At 72.6% G+C, this 18,006-nt stretch carries 20 protein-coding genes; 13 read left to right on the forward strand and 7 right to left on the reverse strand.

Features of this window, described 5'->3' with window-relative positions; translation table 11 throughout:
- Positions 1-120 precede the first annotated feature (120 nt).
- Positions 121-1,683: an ArnT family glycosyltransferase gene (locus OG599_RS09860; protein WP_327175587.1), complete on the forward strand. Its 1,563-nt coding sequence runs from the start codon at positions 121-123 to the stop codon at positions 1,681-1,683.
- A 170-nt stretch (positions 1,684-1,853) separates the two neighbouring features.
- Here the strand turns inward: OG599_RS09860 and OG599_RS09865 are convergent, their stop codons facing one another.
- Positions 1,854-2,471: a carboxymuconolactone decarboxylase family protein gene (locus tag OG599_RS09865; RefSeq protein ID WP_327175588.1), complete on the reverse strand. Its 618-nt coding sequence runs from the start codon at positions 2,469-2,471 to the stop codon at positions 1,854-1,856.
- 153 nt (positions 2,472-2,624) lie between these two features.
- Between OG599_RS09865 and sigJ the strand changes: the two genes are divergently transcribed.
- Complete coding sequence (gene sigJ / locus OG599_RS09870) at positions 2,625-3,566, forward strand: RNA polymerase sigma factor SigJ (protein ID WP_327175589.1); 942 nt, start codon at positions 2,625-2,627, stop codon at positions 3,564-3,566.
- A 59-nt stretch (positions 3,567-3,625) separates the two neighbouring features.
- On the opposite strand, the gene OG599_RS09875 is transcribed toward sigJ, so the two are convergent.
- Complete coding sequence (locus tag OG599_RS09875) at positions 3,626-4,237, reverse strand: YczE/YyaS/YitT family protein (protein ID WP_327175590.1); 612 nt, start codon at positions 4,235-4,237, stop codon at positions 3,626-3,628.
- 40 nt (positions 4,238-4,277) lie between these two features.
- Here OG599_RS09875 and OG599_RS09880 point away from each other — a divergent pair, with 40 nt between their 5' ends.
- On the forward strand, positions 4,278-4,538 hold the full coding sequence (locus OG599_RS09880; protein ID WP_327175591.1) for a hypothetical protein: 261 nt from the start codon (positions 4,278-4,280) through the stop codon (positions 4,536-4,538).
- Between the two features lie 304 nt (positions 4,539-4,842).
- On the opposite strand, the gene OG599_RS09885 is transcribed toward OG599_RS09880, so the two are convergent.
- Positions 4,843-5,415 (reverse strand): TetR family transcriptional regulator, encoded by a 573-nt coding sequence (locus OG599_RS09885; protein WP_327175592.1) that lies wholly within the window; start codon positions 5,413-5,415, stop codon positions 4,843-4,845.
- Between the two features lie 175 nt (positions 5,416-5,590).
- On the opposite strand from OG599_RS09885, the gene OG599_RS09890 reads away from it, so the two are divergent.
- Positions 5,591-6,541, forward strand: coding sequence for an SDR family oxidoreductase (locus OG599_RS09890; RefSeq protein ID WP_327175593.1), 951 nt, complete (start codon positions 5,591-5,593; stop codon positions 6,539-6,541).
- A gap of 79 nt (positions 6,542-6,620) precedes the next feature.
- Here OG599_RS09890 and OG599_RS09895 read toward each other — a convergent pair whose 3' ends face one another.
- Positions 6,621-7,280: a pirin family protein gene (locus tag OG599_RS09895; RefSeq protein WP_327175594.1), complete on the reverse strand. Its 660-nt coding sequence runs from the start codon at positions 7,278-7,280 to the stop codon at positions 6,621-6,623.
- Between the two features lie 192 nt (positions 7,281-7,472).
- On the opposite strand from OG599_RS09895, the gene OG599_RS09900 reads away from it, so the two are divergent.
- The 5 genes from OG599_RS09900 to fabF all read left to right on the forward strand — a co-directional run bounded on the left by OG599_RS09900 (position 7,473) and on the right by fabF (position 12,377).
- Complete coding sequence (locus OG599_RS09900; protein ID WP_327175595.1) at positions 7,473-8,672, forward strand: PucR family transcriptional regulator; 1,200 nt, start codon at positions 7,473-7,475, stop codon at positions 8,670-8,672.
- A gap of 89 nt (positions 8,673-8,761) precedes the next feature.
- The gene (locus OG599_RS09905; protein ID WP_327175596.1) at positions 8,762-9,676 is read left to right on the forward strand and encodes an ACP S-malonyltransferase; all 915 of its coding nucleotides are present in this window, start codon (positions 8,762-8,764) and stop codon (positions 9,674-9,676) included.
- An 11-nt stretch (positions 9,677-9,687) separates the two neighbouring features.
- A complete protein-coding gene (locus OG599_RS09910; RefSeq protein ID WP_327175597.1) occupies positions 9,688-10,689 on the forward strand; it encodes a ketoacyl-ACP synthase III in 1,002 nt (333 codons plus the stop codon).
- A 97-nt stretch (positions 10,690-10,786) separates the two neighbouring features.
- Positions 10,787-11,035, forward strand: a complete 249-nt coding sequence (locus OG599_RS09915; RefSeq protein ID WP_266703904.1) for an acyl carrier protein — start codon at positions 10,787-10,789, stop codon at positions 11,033-11,035.
- A 79-nt stretch (positions 11,036-11,114) separates the two neighbouring features.
- Entirely contained in the window at positions 11,115-12,377 is a 1,263-nt protein-coding gene (gene fabF, locus OG599_RS09920) for a beta-ketoacyl-ACP synthase II (RefSeq protein ID WP_327175598.1), read from the forward strand.
- A 90-nt stretch (positions 12,378-12,467) separates the two neighbouring features.
- Here the strand turns inward: fabF and OG599_RS09925 are convergent, their stop codons facing one another.
- The 3 genes from OG599_RS09925 to OG599_RS09935 all read right to left on the reverse strand — a co-directional run bounded on the left by OG599_RS09925 (position 12,468) and on the right by OG599_RS09935 (position 14,542).
- Complete coding sequence (locus OG599_RS09925; protein WP_327175599.1) at positions 12,468-13,118, reverse strand: hypothetical protein; 651 nt, start codon at positions 13,116-13,118, stop codon at positions 12,468-12,470.
- Positions 13,115-13,930 carry an alpha/beta fold hydrolase gene (locus OG599_RS09930; protein ID WP_327175600.1) on the reverse strand — a complete coding sequence of 272 codons (816 nt, stop codon included), beginning with the start codon at positions 13,928-13,930 and terminating at the stop codon, positions 13,115-13,117. Before OG599_RS09930 ends, OG599_RS09925 begins: the two co-directional genes overlap by 4 nt.
- Positions 13,931-14,047: 117 nt before the next feature.
- Positions 14,048-14,542, reverse strand: a complete 495-nt coding sequence (locus OG599_RS09935; RefSeq protein ID WP_327175601.1) for a DUF3145 domain-containing protein — start codon at positions 14,540-14,542, stop codon at positions 14,048-14,050.
- Between the two features lie 379 nt (positions 14,543-14,921).
- On the opposite strand from OG599_RS09935, the gene OG599_RS09940 reads away from it, so the two are divergent.
- The 4 genes from OG599_RS09940 to OG599_RS09955 all read left to right on the forward strand — a co-directional run bounded on the left by OG599_RS09940 (position 14,922) and on the right by OG599_RS09955 (position 17,916).
- Positions 14,922-15,836, forward strand: a complete 915-nt coding sequence (locus tag OG599_RS09940; protein WP_442809406.1) for an SGNH/GDSL hydrolase family protein — start codon at positions 14,922-14,924, stop codon at positions 15,834-15,836.
- 9 nt (positions 15,837-15,845) lie between these two features.
- Complete coding sequence (locus OG599_RS09945) at positions 15,846-16,847, forward strand: aldose epimerase family protein (protein ID WP_327175603.1); 1,002 nt, start codon at positions 15,846-15,848, stop codon at positions 16,845-16,847.
- A 222-nt stretch (positions 16,848-17,069) separates the two neighbouring features.
- Positions 17,070-17,480 carry a helix-turn-helix transcriptional regulator gene (locus tag OG599_RS09950; protein ID WP_327175604.1) on the forward strand — a complete coding sequence of 137 codons (411 nt, stop codon included), beginning with the start codon at positions 17,070-17,072 and terminating at the stop codon, positions 17,478-17,480.
- A 22-nt stretch (positions 17,481-17,502) separates the two neighbouring features.
- A complete protein-coding gene (locus OG599_RS09955; RefSeq protein ID WP_327175605.1) occupies positions 17,503-17,916 on the forward strand; it encodes a VOC family protein in 414 nt (137 codons plus the stop codon).
- Positions 17,917-18,006 lie beyond the last annotated feature (90 nt).

Genomic DNA, 18,006 nt, shown 5'->3' on the forward strand with positions numbered 1-18,006 from the left:
ATGATGCGGTACGTAGAGTGCGAGCGCGGTCCGGGATCCGTAGCGGCGGTGCGGAGGGTGGGGCCGCAGGTGGAGCCCGGGCTCGAAACCGGGCGCGGGGGCGGGAAACCGGGGGCGGACATGACGGACGAGTCGGATTCGGAGCAGCAGGCGGAACGGACGGGAAGGGCGGAGAAGACCTCGGTGGCCGGCCCGCCCGTCGGGCCGCTGGACCGGAGGGTGTTCGTCGTCGCGGGCGTGGTGTTCGCCGTGCTGATGGCGTTCTCCACGCGCTACGGCTTCCACGCCGACGAGTTGTACTTCCTCGACAGCGCCCGGCACCTCCAGGCGAGCTACGTGGACCAGCCGGTGCTGGCGCCACTGCTGGCCCGGGTCTCGTTGTCGCTGTTCGGCGTCTCGGAGGCCGGCCTGCGCCTGTGGCCGGCGCTGGCCGCGGCGGGCACGGTGGTCGTGGGCGGGCTGACCGCGCGGGAGTTCGACGGGGCGCGGCGGAGCCAGTTGCTCGCGGCGGTCGCCACCGGCACCATGCCGGTGCTGCTCGGCGGTGCGCACCTCGCCAACACCACCTCGTACGAGGTGCTGGCGTGGGCGGCGATCGCGTTCGTGGTCGTACGGATCGGCCGCACCGGTGACACGCGGTGGTGGCTCGCCGCCGGTGCTCTGGTCGGTATCGGCGCGGAGTTCAACCACCTCGCGGCCGTCTTCGGGATCGTCCTGCTGGCAGCCGTGCTGCTCGGCCCGGCCCGCCGGGCCGTGGCCGACCGCTGGCTGCTCGCGGGCGTGGTGGCGGCCGTCCTGCTCGTACTGCCCGACCTGTGGTGGCAGGCGCACCACGACTGGGCGATGTTCCCGATGACGCGGGCGCTGAACGGGAAGAACGGCGGTCCCGGCAACGTCCTCACCTGGGTCGTGGGGCAGGTCGTCATCGCGGGCCCGGTGATGCTGGCGGTGTGGGTGGCGGGCCTTCGGTTCTTGTGGCGGTCCGGCCGGCCGCTGTGGCGGTGCCTGGTGACCTCGTACGCCGTGCTGTTCGTGCTGTTCGCGCTGACGACCGGAGCACAGATCTACTACCTGGGCGGGCTGTACGTGTGCCTGCTGGCGGCGGGGGCGGTCGCGCGCGACGGGTGGCTGTACGCGCTCCCGGACCGGATGCGCAGCCTGCGGACGGGCACGGCCGTCTCCGCCGCGTTCCTCGCCGTGGTCGTGCTGCCGGTGCTGCCGCCCTCGCAGGTCGGCTGGACGTACGGCATCAGCACCAACTCCGGGGAATCCGTGGGCTGGCCCCAACTCGTCGGCACCGTACGGCAGGTGTGGACCGGGCTGCCGCCCGCACAGCGCGCGCACGCGGTGATCTTCACGGCGGACTACGCCGAGGCCGGCGCGATCAACGAACTCGGCCGGGGCTCCGGGCTGCCCACCGCCGTGAGCGCCCACAACAGCGCCTGGTGGTGGGGCCCGGGCAACCCGTACGCCACGACCGTGGTGGCCGTCGCCCCGGGCCCGGACCACGCCCCCGGATACACCGCATACCTGCGCCGGTACTTCCGTGACGTCCGTGTGGCGGCCACCCTCACCAACCCCTACGGCGTGCACAACGTCGAATGGGGCGGCCACGTCTACGTCTGCACGGGCCCCCGCCGCCCGTGGCGCGCGTTCTGGCCCGAGTTGCGGCACTACGGGTGACGCCGTCGCCGTACGGACGGGCGGCATGTGGAGTCGGTCGTCGGCATACGGAGTCGTCGGCATACGGAGCCGTCGGCATACGGAGCCGTCGGCACGGCGCGCCGCCGCCACGGGCTGGGACGCACACGCGGAGGACCGCCGCGCACCCACCAGGGACTATGGGACAGCCCTTACCTGCTGTAGTTCTTCCCGACGGGCCTGCCGGGGATCGGCTTGCCGATGAGAGCGATCGGAACGAACAGGGAGAGCTGGCCGATGGCCAGGGCGAGCGCCCAGATCGCCTCCTCGTCGTAGAGAGCTGCCACTTCGGCGAACAGCTCGTCGGAGACGCGCTCCCCGAAGGGGTTCGGGGTGAGGACGGCCTCCGTGAGCTTCAGTGCGACTCGTTCGGAGTCGGTGAAGAAGGGGGCGTCCTGCCACGTCGCCACGGCGGTGATGCGCGTCTCGGTCTCCCCGGCCTTGCGGAGGACGCCGGTCAGGGAGACGGCGTGGTAGGTGCTGCCGACGATCTGCGCGCCACGGAGCATCGACAGGTTGATGGCGGCCTGCGGAACCGGCGCGTTCCGCAGGGCGTTGCGCAGCGCTCCGGAGAGTTTCGGCAGTTCGGGGAAGAGCCGGGTGAGGTCGGGCAGACGCGACTGGACTCCGCCGTCCTCCTCCGCCTCCGGGCCGGTCGCGGGGCCGGTCACGGGGGCGCCGGCCGGATCGGTTGCCGGGCCGGTCGCCGGATCGATCGCAGGCGCGGTCGCCGGGTCGGTCGCCGGTTCGGTCGTGCTTCGCGTGGACATGATGGGGTTCCCTTCCTCCGTGCTGGTCGGTGTCTCACCCGTCCGACAACGCAGGGGTTCCGAATGTGAGGCGGGCGCAGGCCTCACATTCGGTGGGGCTGCCCGGTCGAACCGGTGAGGACAGGAAGAGAGACCGAGGGAGCCGAGGACACCATGCCCATCCCGTACGAGCCGGACGACGGCCGCCCCGATCCGGGTCCGAGCGCGGTCATGAGCGAGCGACGCCGGCTGATCAACCTCTCCTACCGGCTCCTCGGCTCCCTCACCGAGGCCGAGGACGCCGTGCAGGAGACGTACGCCCGCTGGTACGCGCTGTCACCGCAGCAGCGGCAGGCCATCGACTCCCCGGGCGCCTGGCTGAACAAGGTCGCCGGGCGCATCTGCCTCAACCTGCTCGGCTCCGCACGCGTCCGACGGGAGACGTACGTCGGTGAGTGGATTCCCGAGCCGCTGCCCGAACCCGCGGAGTGGCCCGGCGGTCGGGCGGGAGGCTACAGCGCCATGGACCCTGCCGACCGCGTCACCCTCGACGAGTCGGTCGGCATGGCCTTCCTCGTCGTACTCGAATCGATGACCCCGGCCGAACGCGTCGTCTTCGTCCTCCACGACGTCTTCCGCTACCCGTTCCCCGAAGTCGCCGAGATCGTCGGTCGCACCCCGGTGGCCTGCCGTCAGTTGGCCTCGTCGGCCCGCAGGCGTATCCGTACCTCACGGACACCCGAGTCCCCGACCGCGCTGCGGGCCGCCGTCGTCAGGAACTTCAAGCAGGCCTGGGAGGCCAAGGACATCGAGGCCCTCATCGGTCTCCTCGATCCGCGGGTCACGGCGACCGGCGACGGCGGCGGCCTCGCCACCACGGCGCGCCGCCCCTTCGAAGGCGCCGGGCAGATGGCGCGGGGCCTCGTCGGCCTGGTCGGCGGAGTGACCGGTCTGACGTTTCTGGAGCGCACGGTCAACGGGCAGCCCGGCCTGGTCGCTCAGCAGGACGGCGTCGTCGTCACCGTGTACGCGTTCGACATCGCGGGTGGCCTGATCACGCACATCTGGGCCGTGCGCAACCCGGAGAAGCTCCGGCCGTGGACGGTGAGCCCCTGACGGATACGGGCCGTCGGCCTCGACCGGAGAGGGGAGGTCAGCGCACTCCAGGACCGGCCTCACTCCAGGGCCGGCCTCACCCCGGGGCCGGCCTCTCCGGCCGTCCGCCGCCCGGGATCGCCGCCTTCCCCCGTAAGGAGTCCGTCGCCGCCCCCATAGGTGAACCGGGGCAGGAAGTACTGGGTGACCGGGCCGACCGCGAGCGCATACAGCACGGTGCCGACGCCCACGCTGCCTCCGAGGAGCCACCCCGCCGCCAGCACGACGATCTCCATCAGGGTGCGGACGAGCCGGACGGAGCGCCCCGTGAGGCTGGACGCTCCGGTCATCAGGCCGTCGCGGGGGCCGGGTCCGAGGCGGGCGCCGACGTACACGGCGACGGAGAATCCGTTGAGGAGTACGCCTCCGAGGAGCAGACCGGTCCGGGCCGGGAGGCCGAGGTGCTCGGGGACGATCCGGAGCCCGAGATCGGACGAGCACGCCAGGACGACGACGTTGGCGACGGTGCCGAACCTCGGCCGTCCGTGCCGGGTCCGGCCCCAGCCCCAGCCCCGGGGTCGGCGGGGTCGGCGGGGTCGTCGCGATCGGTGGTCTTCTGGTCCATGCCGGTCCGGCCCTCCCGTACGTTCGCGCCCGGCTGTCCGGGTGCCACTGGCGGCGAGTCTGTACATTGAGCGGCATCATCAGCATGGCCAATTCCGGGAGAGTGGCATGGCAGACCCGCTCCAGCCCGGCGCGGTCGGGGCACCGCACCAGGAGCACCAGGAGCACCGAGCGCACCGGGCGGCAAGGACCCTCGGCGGCCGGCAGCTCGCCGCCCTGTTGCCCGACCCGGCGGACGGCACGCACCTCCGCATCCCGTACACCCTGGAGCCCGGCACGCTGCGCGAGGCCGTGCATCGGATGGCCGCCGCGCTCGCCGACGGACTCCCGGCCGGACCCGCCGGACGACGGGCACGCTGGATCGTCTGACCACCGCGGGAACAGCCCCCCGGAGCGGTCGTGTTCGGCCGGGGCCGGGCGACGGCCTCGGTCACCTGCCCGTGCCCGACGGGGCACCGCCGGTGGCCGCCCGGGCAGCGAAACAGCCTGTGAATTCCGCCTTGACCGGCGTCCGGTCAGGTGAGCCGTTGGCGGGCCTACGGCGGATCGAGGGCGCGAAGCCCCTCGGACGGTGCCCGGCGGATCATGGCCGGGCACCGTCCGGTCCGCCGGGCACCGTCCGGTCCTCCCCGGATGCGCCGGGGGTGGACGGAGTCGGCGGGGGAATCGCCGATCACTCCCCCGCCGCCACCGCCTTGAGCTCGCCCAGCGACTCCCGCAGGAAGTGCAGCAGGGGGCGCTCCTCGTCCTCGGCGCCGCCGACCCAGCGTTCGAAGCCGACCTTGAAGACGGCGATGCCCGCCTCGGCGGTGAGGCTGGCGGCGGGTTCCGGGACGCCGCGTTCGCGGAGCGTCCCGGTCAGCGCGGCGGCCAGCGCGGCGAGCTTGACGAGTTCGCGTTCGTGGAGGTCGTTGCTGGCCATGATGACGGCCTGGCGCTGCCGGGCGAACGGGCGGCGGTCCTCGAAGTAGGCGGCAGCGGCCTCCAGCGCGGAGGCCATCGCGTCGATCGGTGCGGCCGTCCTCGGAGTTGCGGCGAGCGCCTCCACGAAGGCCTGCTCCAGCAGGTGCGCGCCACCGAAGAGCACCTCGCGCTTGTCCGCGTAATGGCGGAAAAAGGTCCGCTCGGTGAGCCCGGCGCGGGCGGCGATCTGCGCGGCGGTGGTCTGCTCGAAGCCGCGCTCGCCGTACAGCTCCAGCGCCGCCTGTCCCAGACGTTCGCGCGCGTTCGGTTGCCATCGGCCCATGGCCCGATCCTACGTGATGACAGTGCCTGACATCAGGTGTACGTTGGAGACGCTACGACAGTCACTGACATCAACTGGTCGGCCGTTGCGTTTCCGTGTCCGGGGCTCCCCGCACCAGCGGGGCCCACGACGGTGTCCGCGACCCGGGCGGCCGACCCTCTCTGGAGGTTCTCCCATGCGTGTATTCGTCACCGGCGCGTCCGGCTGGATCGGCTCGGCGGTCGTTCCGGAACTCATCGCCGCAGGTCATCAGGTGGTTGGGCTCGCCCGCTCGGACGCCTCCGCCGCCGCGCTCACCAAGGCGGGCGCCGAGGTGCGGCACGGCTCGCTCGACGACCTGGAGGTGCTGCGCGAGGCGGCGGCCGAGTCGGACGGCGTGATCCACCTCGCCTTCCGGCACGACCTCGCGTTCAGCGGCAGCTTCGACGCGGCCACCGAGGCGGACCGCCGTGCCATCGACACCCTCGGTGAGGCACTCGCCGGTTCGGGCCGCCCGCTGGTGATCGCCTCCGGGATTCTCGGCCTCGCCCCGGGACGGGTCGCCACCGAGGAGGACGGGCAGCCCTCCGGCCGGGAAGGCGGCGCGGGTGCGGAAGCCCCGGCAAGCGGTCCGGCCGGCCGGCTGGCCAACGCCCACGCGACGCTCGCTCTGGCGGACCGGAACGTCCGCCCCTCGGTCGTACGCCTGCCCCCGACGGTGCACGGGGACGGGGACCACGGCTTCCTCGCCACGGTGGTCGCCACCGCCCGCGCCAAGGACGTCTCCGGCTACATCGGCGACGGCGCCAACCGCTGGCCCGCCGTCCACCGGGACGACGCCGCGCGCCTCTTCCGCCTCGCGCTGGAGAACGCCCCGGCCGGTGCGACCCTGCACGCCATCGGCGACGAGGGTGTGCCGATCCGGACGGTCGCCGAAGTGATCGGGAAGCACCTCGGAGTGCCGGTGGCCTCCGTCGCCCCGGCCGACGCAGCCGCTCACTTCACCTGGCTCGCCGACCTCCTCGCCCTTGACAGCCCCGCCTCCGCCGACCGCACCCGCGCCCTGCTGGACTGGCGGCCGACCGGGCCGGGCCTCCTCGACGACCTCGCCGAGGGGCACTACTTCAAGAAGAGCCCGGCCGCCTGAGCAAGAGCCCGGTCGCCTGAGCGGGCCCCTTCCACCCGCCTTCGAGCCACCGGAGGCGGGCGGGCCGGCCCTCATCCCCTCAGCCCGCCAGCTCCCACACCAGCACCTGCGCCCCCGCGCCCGCCGCCCGCAGCTCCAGCCCCTCGGCGTCCGTGATCCGGGCCGAGTCGCCCGGCCCGAGGTGGTCGCCGCCGAGGGCCACCTCGCCGGTCACCACGTGGACGTACGCCCGCGCCGCGTCCGGGACCGCCGCGCGCTCGCCCGCCGCGAGCCGGCGGACGTGCAGCATCGCCCCGGCGGCGGGCAGGGCGTACGGGGTGGAGTCGGCGATGCCGGGGACGACGGTGTACGCGGGCTCACCGCCGGCCTCCAGCGGGGCCAGCCACACCTGGAGGAAGGTCAGGGGGGTGTCGCCGTCGTTGCGTTCGACGTGCCGGACCCCGGCCGCCGCACTGAGGTGCTGTACGTCACCGGCGCGCACCACCCGGGTGTGACCGGCCGAATCGCGGTGGGTGAGCTCGCCCTCCACCACCCACGTGACGATCTCGGTATGGCTGTGCGGATGCTCGTCGAACCCCGCACCGGGGGCGAGCCGCTCCTCGTTGCAGGCGAGGACCGCGCCGAAGCGGAGATTGTCGGGGTCGTAGAAGGAACCGAAGGAGAAGGCGTGCCGGGACTCGATCCCCGCCGCCCGGTCCCCGCCCTCGTACCGGCTCTGCGCACGGTGTACGGACATCACGCCCCCACCGTAGCCCCGCCCACCGTGCGGCCTGGCCGCCCCGGAACGGCCGGGGCCCACCCCCACGGCCACGACCGCCCTCCCGCACCGGGCGCCCGCCCTCCTCCCACAACGGCCGGAACCCGCCCCCGTACACCTGACCGCCCGCCCCTCCCCTCCGCCCCTCTGCCCGGATAAGGCAGTCTTGTCTCCGTGCCCCGACCCGATCCCGCGCAGCGCGCCGCCAAAGACGCCCATCTCCATGCCGCGACCCTGAAACGGCTGGAGCAGTCCTCCGGCCGGCTGTCGGCGAACGCCATCGCCCGCATGGACGAGACGCTGCCCTGGTACCGGGCCATGCCCCCGGAGAACCGGTCGTGGATCGGCCTGGTCGCGCAGGCGGGCATCGCCGCGTTCACCGAGTGGTTCCGGCATCCGGAGACCCCGCAGGCGATCTCCACCGACGTGTTCGGCACCGCCCCGCGCGAGCTGACCCGGGCGATCACGCTGCGACAGACCGTCGAGATGGTCCGTACGACGATCGAGGTCATGGAGGCGGCGATCGAGGAGGTCGCCGCTCCGGGCGACGAGTCCGTACTGCGCGAGGCCCTGCTCGTCTACGCCCGGGAGATCGCCTTCGCGACCGCCCAGGTCTACGCGCAGGCCGCCGAGGCGCGGGGCGCGTGGGACGCCCGGCTGGAATCGCTCGTGGTCAACGCGGTGCTGTCCGGCGAGGCGGACGAGGGGGCGGTCTCCCGGGCCGCCGCGCTCGGCTGGAACTCCCCCGAGCACGTCTGTGTGATCCTCGGCACCGCCCCGGACGGGGACAGCGAGCTGACGGTCGAGGCGATCCGGCGGGCCGCGCGCGGCTCCAAGGTGCAGGTGCTGACCGGTGTGCTGGGCCACCGCCTCGTGGTCATCGCGGGCGGCAGCGACAACCCGCTCCAGGTCGCGCGGGGTCTGATCGGCCCGTACGCGGCCGGGCCGGTCGTCGCCGGGCCGGTGGTCCCGGACCTGCTGGCGGCGACCCGGTCCGCGCAGGCTGCGGCCGCCGGACTCAAGGCGTGCATCGCGTGGCAGGACGCGCCCCGCCCGGTGCTGGCCGACGATCTCCTGCCGGAGCGCGCGATGGCCGGAGACCCTGCCGCGCGGGACCAGCTGGTGGAGGAGATCTACAGCCCTCTGGAGGAAGCCGGGTCCGCGCTCCTGGAAACGCTGAGTGTCTACCTGGAGCAGGCGAGCAGTCTGGAGGGCGCCGCCCGGATGCTGTTCGTGCACCCCAACACCGTGCGCTACCGGCTACGACGTGTGACGGACGTCACCGGCTGGTCGCCGTCCGATGTGCGCTCCGCCTTCACGCTCCGGATCGCGCTGATCCTGGGGCGCTTGGCCGCCAGAGATGGCCAGTCCTAGACTTTTGTCGGACTTCAACAATTCCCCTGACGGTTCTTCGTCCCTGTCCCCACGGGCGTACGGGACCGTCCGCAAGAGAGAGTGTGAGGGTGCTCGTACTCGTCGCTCCCGGCCAAGGCGCTCAGACGCCCGGCTTCCTGACTCCCTGGCTCGATCTGCCCGGTGCAACCGACCGCATCGCGGCCTGGTCCGACGCCATCGGGCTCGACCTTGCCCACTACGGCACGAAGGCCGACGCCGACGAAATCCGTGACACGGCGGTGGCGCAGCCCCTGCTGGTGGCCGCGGGTCTCCTCTCCGCGTCCGCGCTGAACGCCTCGCCCGCCGTCGTGGCCGGGCACAGCGTCGGCGAGATCACCGCCGCCGCCTTCGCCGGTGTGCTCGGCGACGAGGCCGCGCTGCGCCTGGTCCGTACCCGCGGGCTCGCGATGGCCGAGGCCGCCGCGGTCACCGAGACCGGCATGGCCGCGCTGCTCGGCGGCGACCCGGAGGTCACCGTCCCGTTCCTGGAGAGCCTCGGGCTGACCCCGGCCAACGTGAACGGTGGCGGCCAGATCGTCGCCGCCGGTACGGCCGCGCAGATCGCCGAGCTGGCCGAGAACAAGCCGGAGGGCGTGCGCCGTGTGGTGCCGCTCAAGGTCGCCGGGGCGTTCCACACGCACCACATGGCTCCGGCCGTGGAGCGGCTGCGCGAAGCGGCCCAGGGCCTGGAGGTCGCGGACCCCACCGTGACGTACGTGTCGAACAAGGACGGCAAGGCCGTCGCCACCGGTGCCGAGATCGTCGAGCGCCTGGTCGGGCAGGTCGCGAACCCGGTCCGCTGGGACCTGTGCATGGAGACGTTCCAGGAGCTCGGTGTGACCGCGCTCATCGAGGTGTGCCCCGGCGGCACCCTCACGGGGCTCGCCAAGCGGGCGTTGCCCGGCGTGCAGACCCTCGCGCTCAAGACCCCCGACGACCTCGACGCGGCCCGCGCGCTCATCTCCGAGCACGCGTCCGCCTAAGGAGCACGAGCATGTCGAAGATCAAGCCCAGCCAGGGCGCCCCGTACGCGCGCATCATGGGGGTCGGCGGCTACCGCCCGACCCGTGTGGTGCCGAACGAGGTGATCCTCGAAACGATCGACTCGTCCGACGAGTGGATCCGCTCCCGCTCCGGCATCGCCACCCGGCACTGGGCCTCCGACGAGGAGACGGTGTCCGCGATGTCCGTGGAGGCCGCCGGAAAGGCCATCGCCGACGCGGGGATCACCCCGGAGCAGATCGGCGGTGTGATCGTCTCCACCGTCTCGCACTTCAAGCAGACCCCGGCCGTCGCCACCGAGATCGCACACAAGATCGGCGCGGGCAAGCCCGCCGCGTTCGACATCTCGGCCGGCTGCGCGGGCTTCGGTTACGGCCTGACGCTCGCCAAGGGCATGATCGTCGACGGTTCCGCGGAGTACGTCCTCGTCATCGGCGTGGAGCGGCTCAGCGACCTCACCGACCTGTCGGACCGGGCCACGGCCTTCCTGTTCGGCGACGGTGCGGGCGCGGTGGTCGTCGGCCCGTCGAAGGTACCGGCCATGGGCCCGACCGTCTGGGGCTCCGAGGGCGACAAGTCGGACACCATCAAGCAGACCGTGTCGTGGGACCAGTTCCACGCCGAGCGCCCGGAGAAGTTCCCGGCCATCACGCAGGAGGGTCAGGCGGTCTTCCGCTGGGCCGTCTTCGAGATGGCGAAGGTGGCCCAGCAGGCGCTGGACGCCGCCGGGGTCGCTCCGGAAGACCTGGACGTCTTCATTCCGCACCAGGCCAACATGCGGATCATCGACTCGATGGTGAAGACCCTCAAACTGCCGGAGAACGTCACCGTCGCCCGCGACGTGGAGACCACCGGCAACACCTCCGCCGCCTCGATTCCGCTCGCGATGGAGCGGCTCCTGGCGACCGGGCAGGCGAAGAGCGGCGACACCGCGCTCGTCATCGGCTTCGGGGCGGGTCTCGTCTTCGCCGCGACGGTCGTTACTCTCCCCTAAGGCTTTTCGCCCGGTCCGAACGAGAACCTCCAGCTCCATCGGAGTTCTCGGTCCGGAGTTAAGAACCCCCGTAGACAACCACTGAAGGAGCGCCGACATGGCCGCCACCCAGGAAGAGATCGTCACCGGTCTCGCCGAGATCGTCAACGAGATCGCCGGTATCCCGGTCGAGGACGTCCAGCTGGACAAGTCCTTCACCGACGACCTGGACGTCGACTCGCTGTCCATGGTCGAGGTCGTCGTCGCCGCCGAAGAGCGCTTCGACGTCAAGATCCCGGACGAGGACGTCAAGAACCTCAAGACGGTCGGCGACGCTGCCGACTACATCCTGAAGAACCAGGCCTGATCCCAGGCCGGTTCGTGTGTCGCCACCCGGCGGTGGCGCCGCTGATTCACGACCCTCTACACGTGGAGAAGATTTTCCAGTGAACTCGACCAATCGCACCGTGGTCGTCACCGGTATCGGCGCAACCACTCCGCTGGGTGGCGACTCCGCATCGACCTGGGAAGGGTTGATGGCCGGCCGCTCCGGCGTCAAGCCTCTCGAGGGCGAGCGCTTCGCCGAACTGCCCGTCCGGATCGCCGCGCTGGCCGCGGTGGACCCGGGCGAGGTACTGCCCCGCCCGCTCGCCCGCAAGCTGGACCGTTCGGCGCAGTTCGCGCTGATCGCGGCCCGCGAGGCGTGGGCGGACGCCGGCTTCACCGGCAAGGCCGGTGAGGACGACAAGATCCAGCCCGAGCGGCTGGGCACGGTCATCGCCTCCGGTATCGGTGGTGTGATCACGCTGCTCGACCAGTACGACGTGCTGAAGGAGAAGGGCGTACGCCGCGTCTCCCCGCACACCGTCCCCATGCTCATGCCGAACGGCCCGTCGGCCAACGTCGGCCTCGAGGTCAACGCCCAGGCCGGTGTCCACACCCCGGTCTCCGCGTGTGCTTCGGGTGCCGAGGCCATCGGGTACGCCGTCGAGATGATCCGTACCGGCCGTGCCGACGTGGTCGTCGCCGGTGGTACCGAGGCGGCCATCCACCCGCTGCCCATCGCGGCCTTCGCCAACATGATGGCGATGTCCAAGAACAACGACGAGCCCCAGAAGGCCTCGCGTCCGTACGACACGGGCCGTGACGGCTTCGTCCTCGGCGAGGGCGCGGGCGTCGTGATCCTGGAGTCCGCCGAGCACGCCGCCGCGCGCGGCGCCAAGGTCTACTGCGAGGTGCTGGGCCAGGGCCTGTCGGCCGACGCCCACCACATCGCGCAGCCCGAGCCGACCGGCCGGGGCATCGCCGCCGCGATGCGCAACCTGCTGGAGAACACGGACCTCAAGCCGTCCGAGGTCGTCCACCTCAACGCGCACGCCACGTCCACGCCGCAGGGCGACGTGGCCGAGCTGAAGGCGCTGAGCGCGGTCCTGGGCGATGACCTCGACCACGTCGCGATCTCCGCGACCAAGTCGATGACGGGTCACCTGCTCGGTGGCGCCGGCGGCATCGAGACCGTGGCCACGGTCCTCGCGCTGCACCACCGGATGGCCCCGCCGACCATCAACATCGAGAACCTCGACGACGACGTGACGGCGAACATCGTCCGCGACAAGCCGCAGCCGCTGCCGGAGGGTTCGATCGCCGCGATCAACAACTCCTTCGGCTTCGGCGGCCACAACGTGGTCCTCGCCTTCCGCAGCGTCTGATCGTCTCCGCGCGGTCCGTACGGCTCGATTCGTACGGTGATGCCCGCCCCCCGGTTCTCCGGGGCGGCGGGCATCGGCGTGTCCGGGACCTCACACCCGCCCGGGTTCGACGATCGCCTCGCTGCCGATCGGCACGAACCCGGCGGCGAGGAAGCCGCGCAGGGAGCGGGCGTTGCCGGGGGCGACGGCCGCGAAGACGGGGCTGCCGGGCGGTACGAGGGTGAGGGCGTCCGCCAGCAGGCTCCGGCCGCGCCCCCGGGCGGACGCCGGAACGGGGGCCTCCGGTGCGTGCAGTTCGATGCTGAGCTCCGGGCGGCCCGCGAGCCCTTCGGCGAGGGTGATCAGGCCGCGCTCGTCCCCGTACACCGTCACGTTCCGGCGGATTCTCCGGGCGTGCCGTACGCGGGGGTGGTCGTCGTACCCGTCCAGGCGGCCGAGACGGGGCGGGCCGCCGGTGCCCGGTGCGGTGAGGGTCGCGTCGGTGACGCCGACCGTGCCTCGTGGTCCCGCCAGCAGCCGCAGGAAGTCCGGCGCGAGCGAGGCGCCGAAGCCGTCCGGCCCGGCGGCCAGGATCTTCGGGGCGGGCAGGGCGGTGGCGACGACCGCGTGGCCGGTGAACGCGACGGAGCACTCCAGCCCGCCCGGTAGCGGCGGAGTCACGGTCACCTCGCCGTCGACCGGCGGGAAGCGTCCCTCGGCGGCGGCAAGGAAGAGGCCGAGCAGGGGGTGCGGGCCGGTCATCGGGCGTCCGCCACCTGTGTGGCGAGGAAGTCGAGCAGGACGGCGTTGAACCGCTCGGGCTGTTCGGCGCCCGGCAGATGGCCCGCGCCGTCGATCACTTCGAGCCACGCGTGCGGGGCGTGGCGGCGGAGCTCCTCGGCGTCGGCGAGCGGGGTGTACACGTCGTCGGCGCCGACCACGACGAGTACGGGGACGTCGGCGGCGGCCAGCACGGGCCGCAGGTCGGGGCGTTCGGCGCGGCCCCGGAGCGCGGCGGCGGCGCCGCGCGGGTCGGTGGTCCGCATCATCGTCAGCACCCGGTCGGCGACCTCGGGCAGGGCGGTGACGTTGTACTCCGCGAGCATCTTGCCGATGACCTCGGCGGCGTACCCGTCCATGCCCTCGGCGAGCAGCCGGTCGGCGAGCTCGTTGCGGTACGCCTTGCCGTCCTCGGTCTCCGGCGGCGCCGAGGTGTCGGAGAGGACCAGGGCGCGGACCCGCTCCGGGTGGAGCCGGCGGAACTCCAGGGCGATCTGGCCGCCCATCGAGACACCGCCGACGACCGCGTCCGCGAGGCCCAGGTGGTCCAGGAGCGCGGCGAGGTCGTCGGCGAAGTCGGAGAGGTACACCGTCCCCTCGGTCACCCCGCTCGCGCCGTAGCCGCGCAGGTCCGGGGTGATCACCCGGTGTCCGGCCGCCACCAGCGCCCGGACCTGCGGGGCCCAGAGGGTGCGGTCGAAGGGGTGGCCGTGGATGAGGACGACGGGTGTTCCGCCTCGGGGGCCGGTGTCGTCGTGGTGGAGGGTGGCGCCGCGCACCTGGTGGGAGCTCATGCGCGCGCAGCGTAGTGAAGCCGCGTCCCGCGGTCACCCGCGATTCACCATGCGGGACGCGGGCTTTGACGACCCGTGAGCCACGGGTGCCCCCGTGGCCCCGACGGCGTGCCGGGCTCAGACCACCTGGTGCAGCCAGCGGACCGGGGCGCCCTCGCCCGCGTGCCGGAAGGACTCCAGCTCGTCGTCCCAGGGTTTGCCGAGGAGCCCCGCGACCTCCGCCTCCAGGTCCGACTCCCCGCGCAGGGAGCGCGTCAGGGCGGCCCGTAGCCGGTCCTCGGGGACGAGGATGTCGCCGTTCATTCCGGTGACGGCGTGGAAGATGCCGAGCGTGGGGGTGGAGCTGTAGCGCTCGCCCTCGGCCGTGGCGCACGGCTCGGCGGTCACCTCGAAGCGGAGGAGGTCCCAGCCGCGCAGGGCGGAGGCGAGCTCCGAGGCGGTGCCGGCGCGGCCCCGCCAGGAGAACTCGGACCGCCAGGTGCCGGGCGCGGCCGGCTGTCTGATCCAGTCCAACTGGACCCGCACCCCCAGCACGCCCGCGACCGCCCATTCGATGTGCGGACAGAGCGCGCGCGGTGCGGAGTGTACGTACAGGACTCCACGTGTCGTCACCGGAACCTCCCGTGTGGGACGAGGTACGCCTTCCCCAGCGGCCTCGCGCCCGTACCGCCTGTTCCCGGCCGGCTCCCGAGGTTGTCATCAGTAAACAGCATCGGGAGATAATCTCCAGAAAACGGACAGTATGTGACGTGAGGTAACTTACCGGACCTCCCGTGCGGGCGCGCGGGTGGGCGGGCGTCACTGTTCTCCGGGAAGAAGCTACCGTGCGCCGGGGCCGGACGTGTGACGTACGGTCGGTCCCGAGCCCCTCATTCGCCCGCTTTCACCCGGCGGAGCGCGCCCGGCGCACGCCTGCACGCACCGGGTGTGCCGGGGGCCATGACCAGGGGCATAGGCCAGGGAAGACGGAGGGTTGAGGATGCCGGAGCGCATGCGGTCGGGTCACCGTTCACGTACCACCGTCACCGGTTTGGCCGCATGGGCGTGCGCCGGCGCACTCGCGCTGACCGGCTGTTCCGGCGGAGCGGACGGGGGCGCGAAGAGCGCGCCGAAGGGCGCGGGTCACGCCTCCGCCGCGGCGCCCGCCGGTCCGGTGTGGAACCGCCGGCCGGGCTCGGTCGCGGCGGTCGGCGATTCGATGACCCGGGGGTTCGACGCCTGTTCGGTGCTGGCCGACTGCCCCGAGGTCTCCTGGGCCACCGGAACGGACGGCGCGGTGCGCAGTCTCGCCGCCCGGCTCCTCGGCCCCTCCGAGGTGGCGACGCACAGCTGGAACCACGCCGTGTCGGGGGCGCGGATCGCCCAGTTGCCGGAGCAGATGGCCGAGGCGGCGCGGGAGCGGCCGGAGCTGGTGACGGTGATGATCGGCGCCAACGACGCCTGCCGGGGCTCGGTGGCGTCCATGACGCCCGTCGAGGACTTCCGGTTCTCCTTCGATCTGTCGCTGCGGCAGCTGCGGGCGGCCGTCCCGAAGGCGCAGGTGTACGTGGCGAGCGTGCCGGACCTGTGGCGGCTCTGGTCGACCGGGCGCCGCAGCCCGCTGGGCAAGCAGGTGTGGAAGCTCGGGATCTGCAAGTCGATGCTGGCCGACGCCGACGACATGGGCGCGGCGGCCACCGCCCGGCGGGCCGCCGTGCGCGCGCGGGTGGTGGAGTACAACAAGGTGCTGCGCGAGGTGTGTGCCGGGGACGACCTCTGCCGGTACGACGGCGACGCGGTCTACGACTATCCGTTCACCGGCGCCCAACTCAGCCCGTGGGACTGGTTCCACCCGGGGCGCGAGGGTCAGGCCCGGCTGGCGGAGATCGCCTACCGCAATGTCACGGCACCCGCCCCACCAGCGTAAAGTCCGATCATGAGTACGGTGACGACGATCAGCAGCGACGCATTCGGCACCCTCCCGGACGGTACGTCCGTGGAGCGCTGGACCCTGGAACGCGACGGGACCCGGGTGCGTCTGCTGACGTACGGCGCGATCGTGCAGTCCGTCGAGGTGCCGGACCGGAACGGGACGGCCGGGGAGGTCGTCCTCGGGCTGCCGGACCTGGCCGGGTACACGACGTACGCCTCGCCCTTCTTCGGCGCGGTCTGCGGGCGGTACGCGAACCGCATCGGCGGCGCCGCCTTCACGCTCGACGGCCGCACCCACCGGCTGACCGCCAACGAGGGCCCCAACCAGCTGCACGGCGGGGCGCGCGGCTTCGACAAGCGGGTCTGGGACGCCCGCGAGGTCGACGGCGGAGTGGAGCTGGGCCTCGTCGCCGAGGACGGCGAGGAGGGCTTCCCCGGACGGCTCGCGGTCTCGGTGACGTACACGCTGGAGCCCGGCGGGACGCTGCGGATCGGCTACCGGGCGACGACCGACGCGCCGACCGTCGTGAACCTCACCAACCACACCTACTGGAACCTGGCGGGCGCGGAGACCGGGAGCGCGCTCGGGCACGAGCTGCGGATCGCGGCCGGCCGGATCACCCCGGTGGACGCCGCTTCGCTGCCGACCGGCGAGCTCGCGTCCGTGGACGGCACCCGGTTCGACTTCCGCCGGGCGAAGCCGGTGGGCCCGGAGTACGACCACAACTACGTGCTGGACGCTCCGGGCGAGCTCGCCGAGGCCGCCGCCGAGCTGTACGACGCGGGGTCCGGGCGGGCTCTGACGGTGCGTACGACCGAGCCGGGCATCCAGCTCTACACCGCCGACCACCTCGGCGACGGCGGCCCGTTCGTGCCGTCCGCCGGGATCGCGCTGGAGACCCAGCACTTCCCGGACTCGCCGAACCGGCCGCACTTCCCGAGCACGGTGCTGCGGCCGGGCGAGGAGTACGTCTCGACGACGGAGTACGACTTCTCGGTGCGCTGATCCCCGGCCCGGACGAAGAGGCGCGGGCCGCGGGCGCGGCGCGGACGAGGGAGGAGCCCCCCGGCGGTGTCAGGTCCGCCGGGGGGCTCCTCCGTGCTTGGACCGTCCCGAGCCCGGTACCTACCCCGGATCTCCGCGATCATCCCGGGGGACTTCCTTCCGGCCACCCGGATCCCGCGAAGGTCCGGGCGCGGCCGGTGGGAGCTGTGCGAAGGTGGCCGGATGACGTCGTTGGAAGACCTTCGCAGACTGCGCCGGGCCCGCGACCGGATGGACCGCGAGTACGCCGAGCCGCTGGACGTCCCCGCGCTGGCCCGGACCGCCCTGATGTCGGCGGGCCACTTCTCCCGCAGCTTCAAGGCGGCGTACGGGGAGACCCCGTACAACTACCTCATGACCCGCCGGATCGAGCGGGCGAAGGCGCTGCTGCGGCGGGGCGACCTGTCGGTCACGGAGGTCTGCTTCGAGGTCGGCTGTACCTCGCTGGGGTCGTTCAGCTCGCGCTTCACCGAGCTGGTCGGCGAGAGCCCGAGCGCCTACCGGGCCCGCTCCCACGAGGCGGGCGCGGCCGTCCCCGCCTGCGTCGCGAAGATCCACACGCGACCGGTCAGGAATGGAGAAGCGAAACGATGACGCCGCCCGTAGCGTGAAACGCATGGACATCAACCTTTCCCAGTGCTTCATCGCCGTCGACGACCACGACAAGGCGCTCCCCTTCTACCGCGACGTGCTCGGGCTCGAGGTCCGCAACGACGTCGGGTTCGAGGGGATGCGCTGGGTGACCGTGGGCTCCCCCGCACAGCCCGACGTGAACATCGTGCTGGAGCCGCCGCTGGCGGACCCGGGCGCCTCGGCCGCCGACCGGCAGGCCGTGGCGGAGCTGCTCGCGAAGGGCCTGCTGCGTGGGGTCATCTTCTCGACCGACGACGTCGACGCCACCTTCGAGCGCATCCGCGAGGCGGGCGGCGAGGTGCTCCAGGAGCCGCTCGACCAGCCGTACGGCGTCCGCGACTGCGCCTTCCGCGACCCGTCGGGCAACATGCTGCGCTTCACCCAGAACAAGAAGTGAGCCACGCACCCGGGGCACGGCTCTTCGCCGCGCCGTAGTCCGCCGTACCGCAGTCCGCAGTCCGCAGCACCGCACTTCGCAGCACCGCAG

It is taken from the genome of Streptomyces sp. NBC_01335, from assembly GCF_035953295.1.
Lineage (GTDB): Bacteria > Actinomycetota > Actinomycetes > Streptomycetales > Streptomycetaceae > Streptomyces.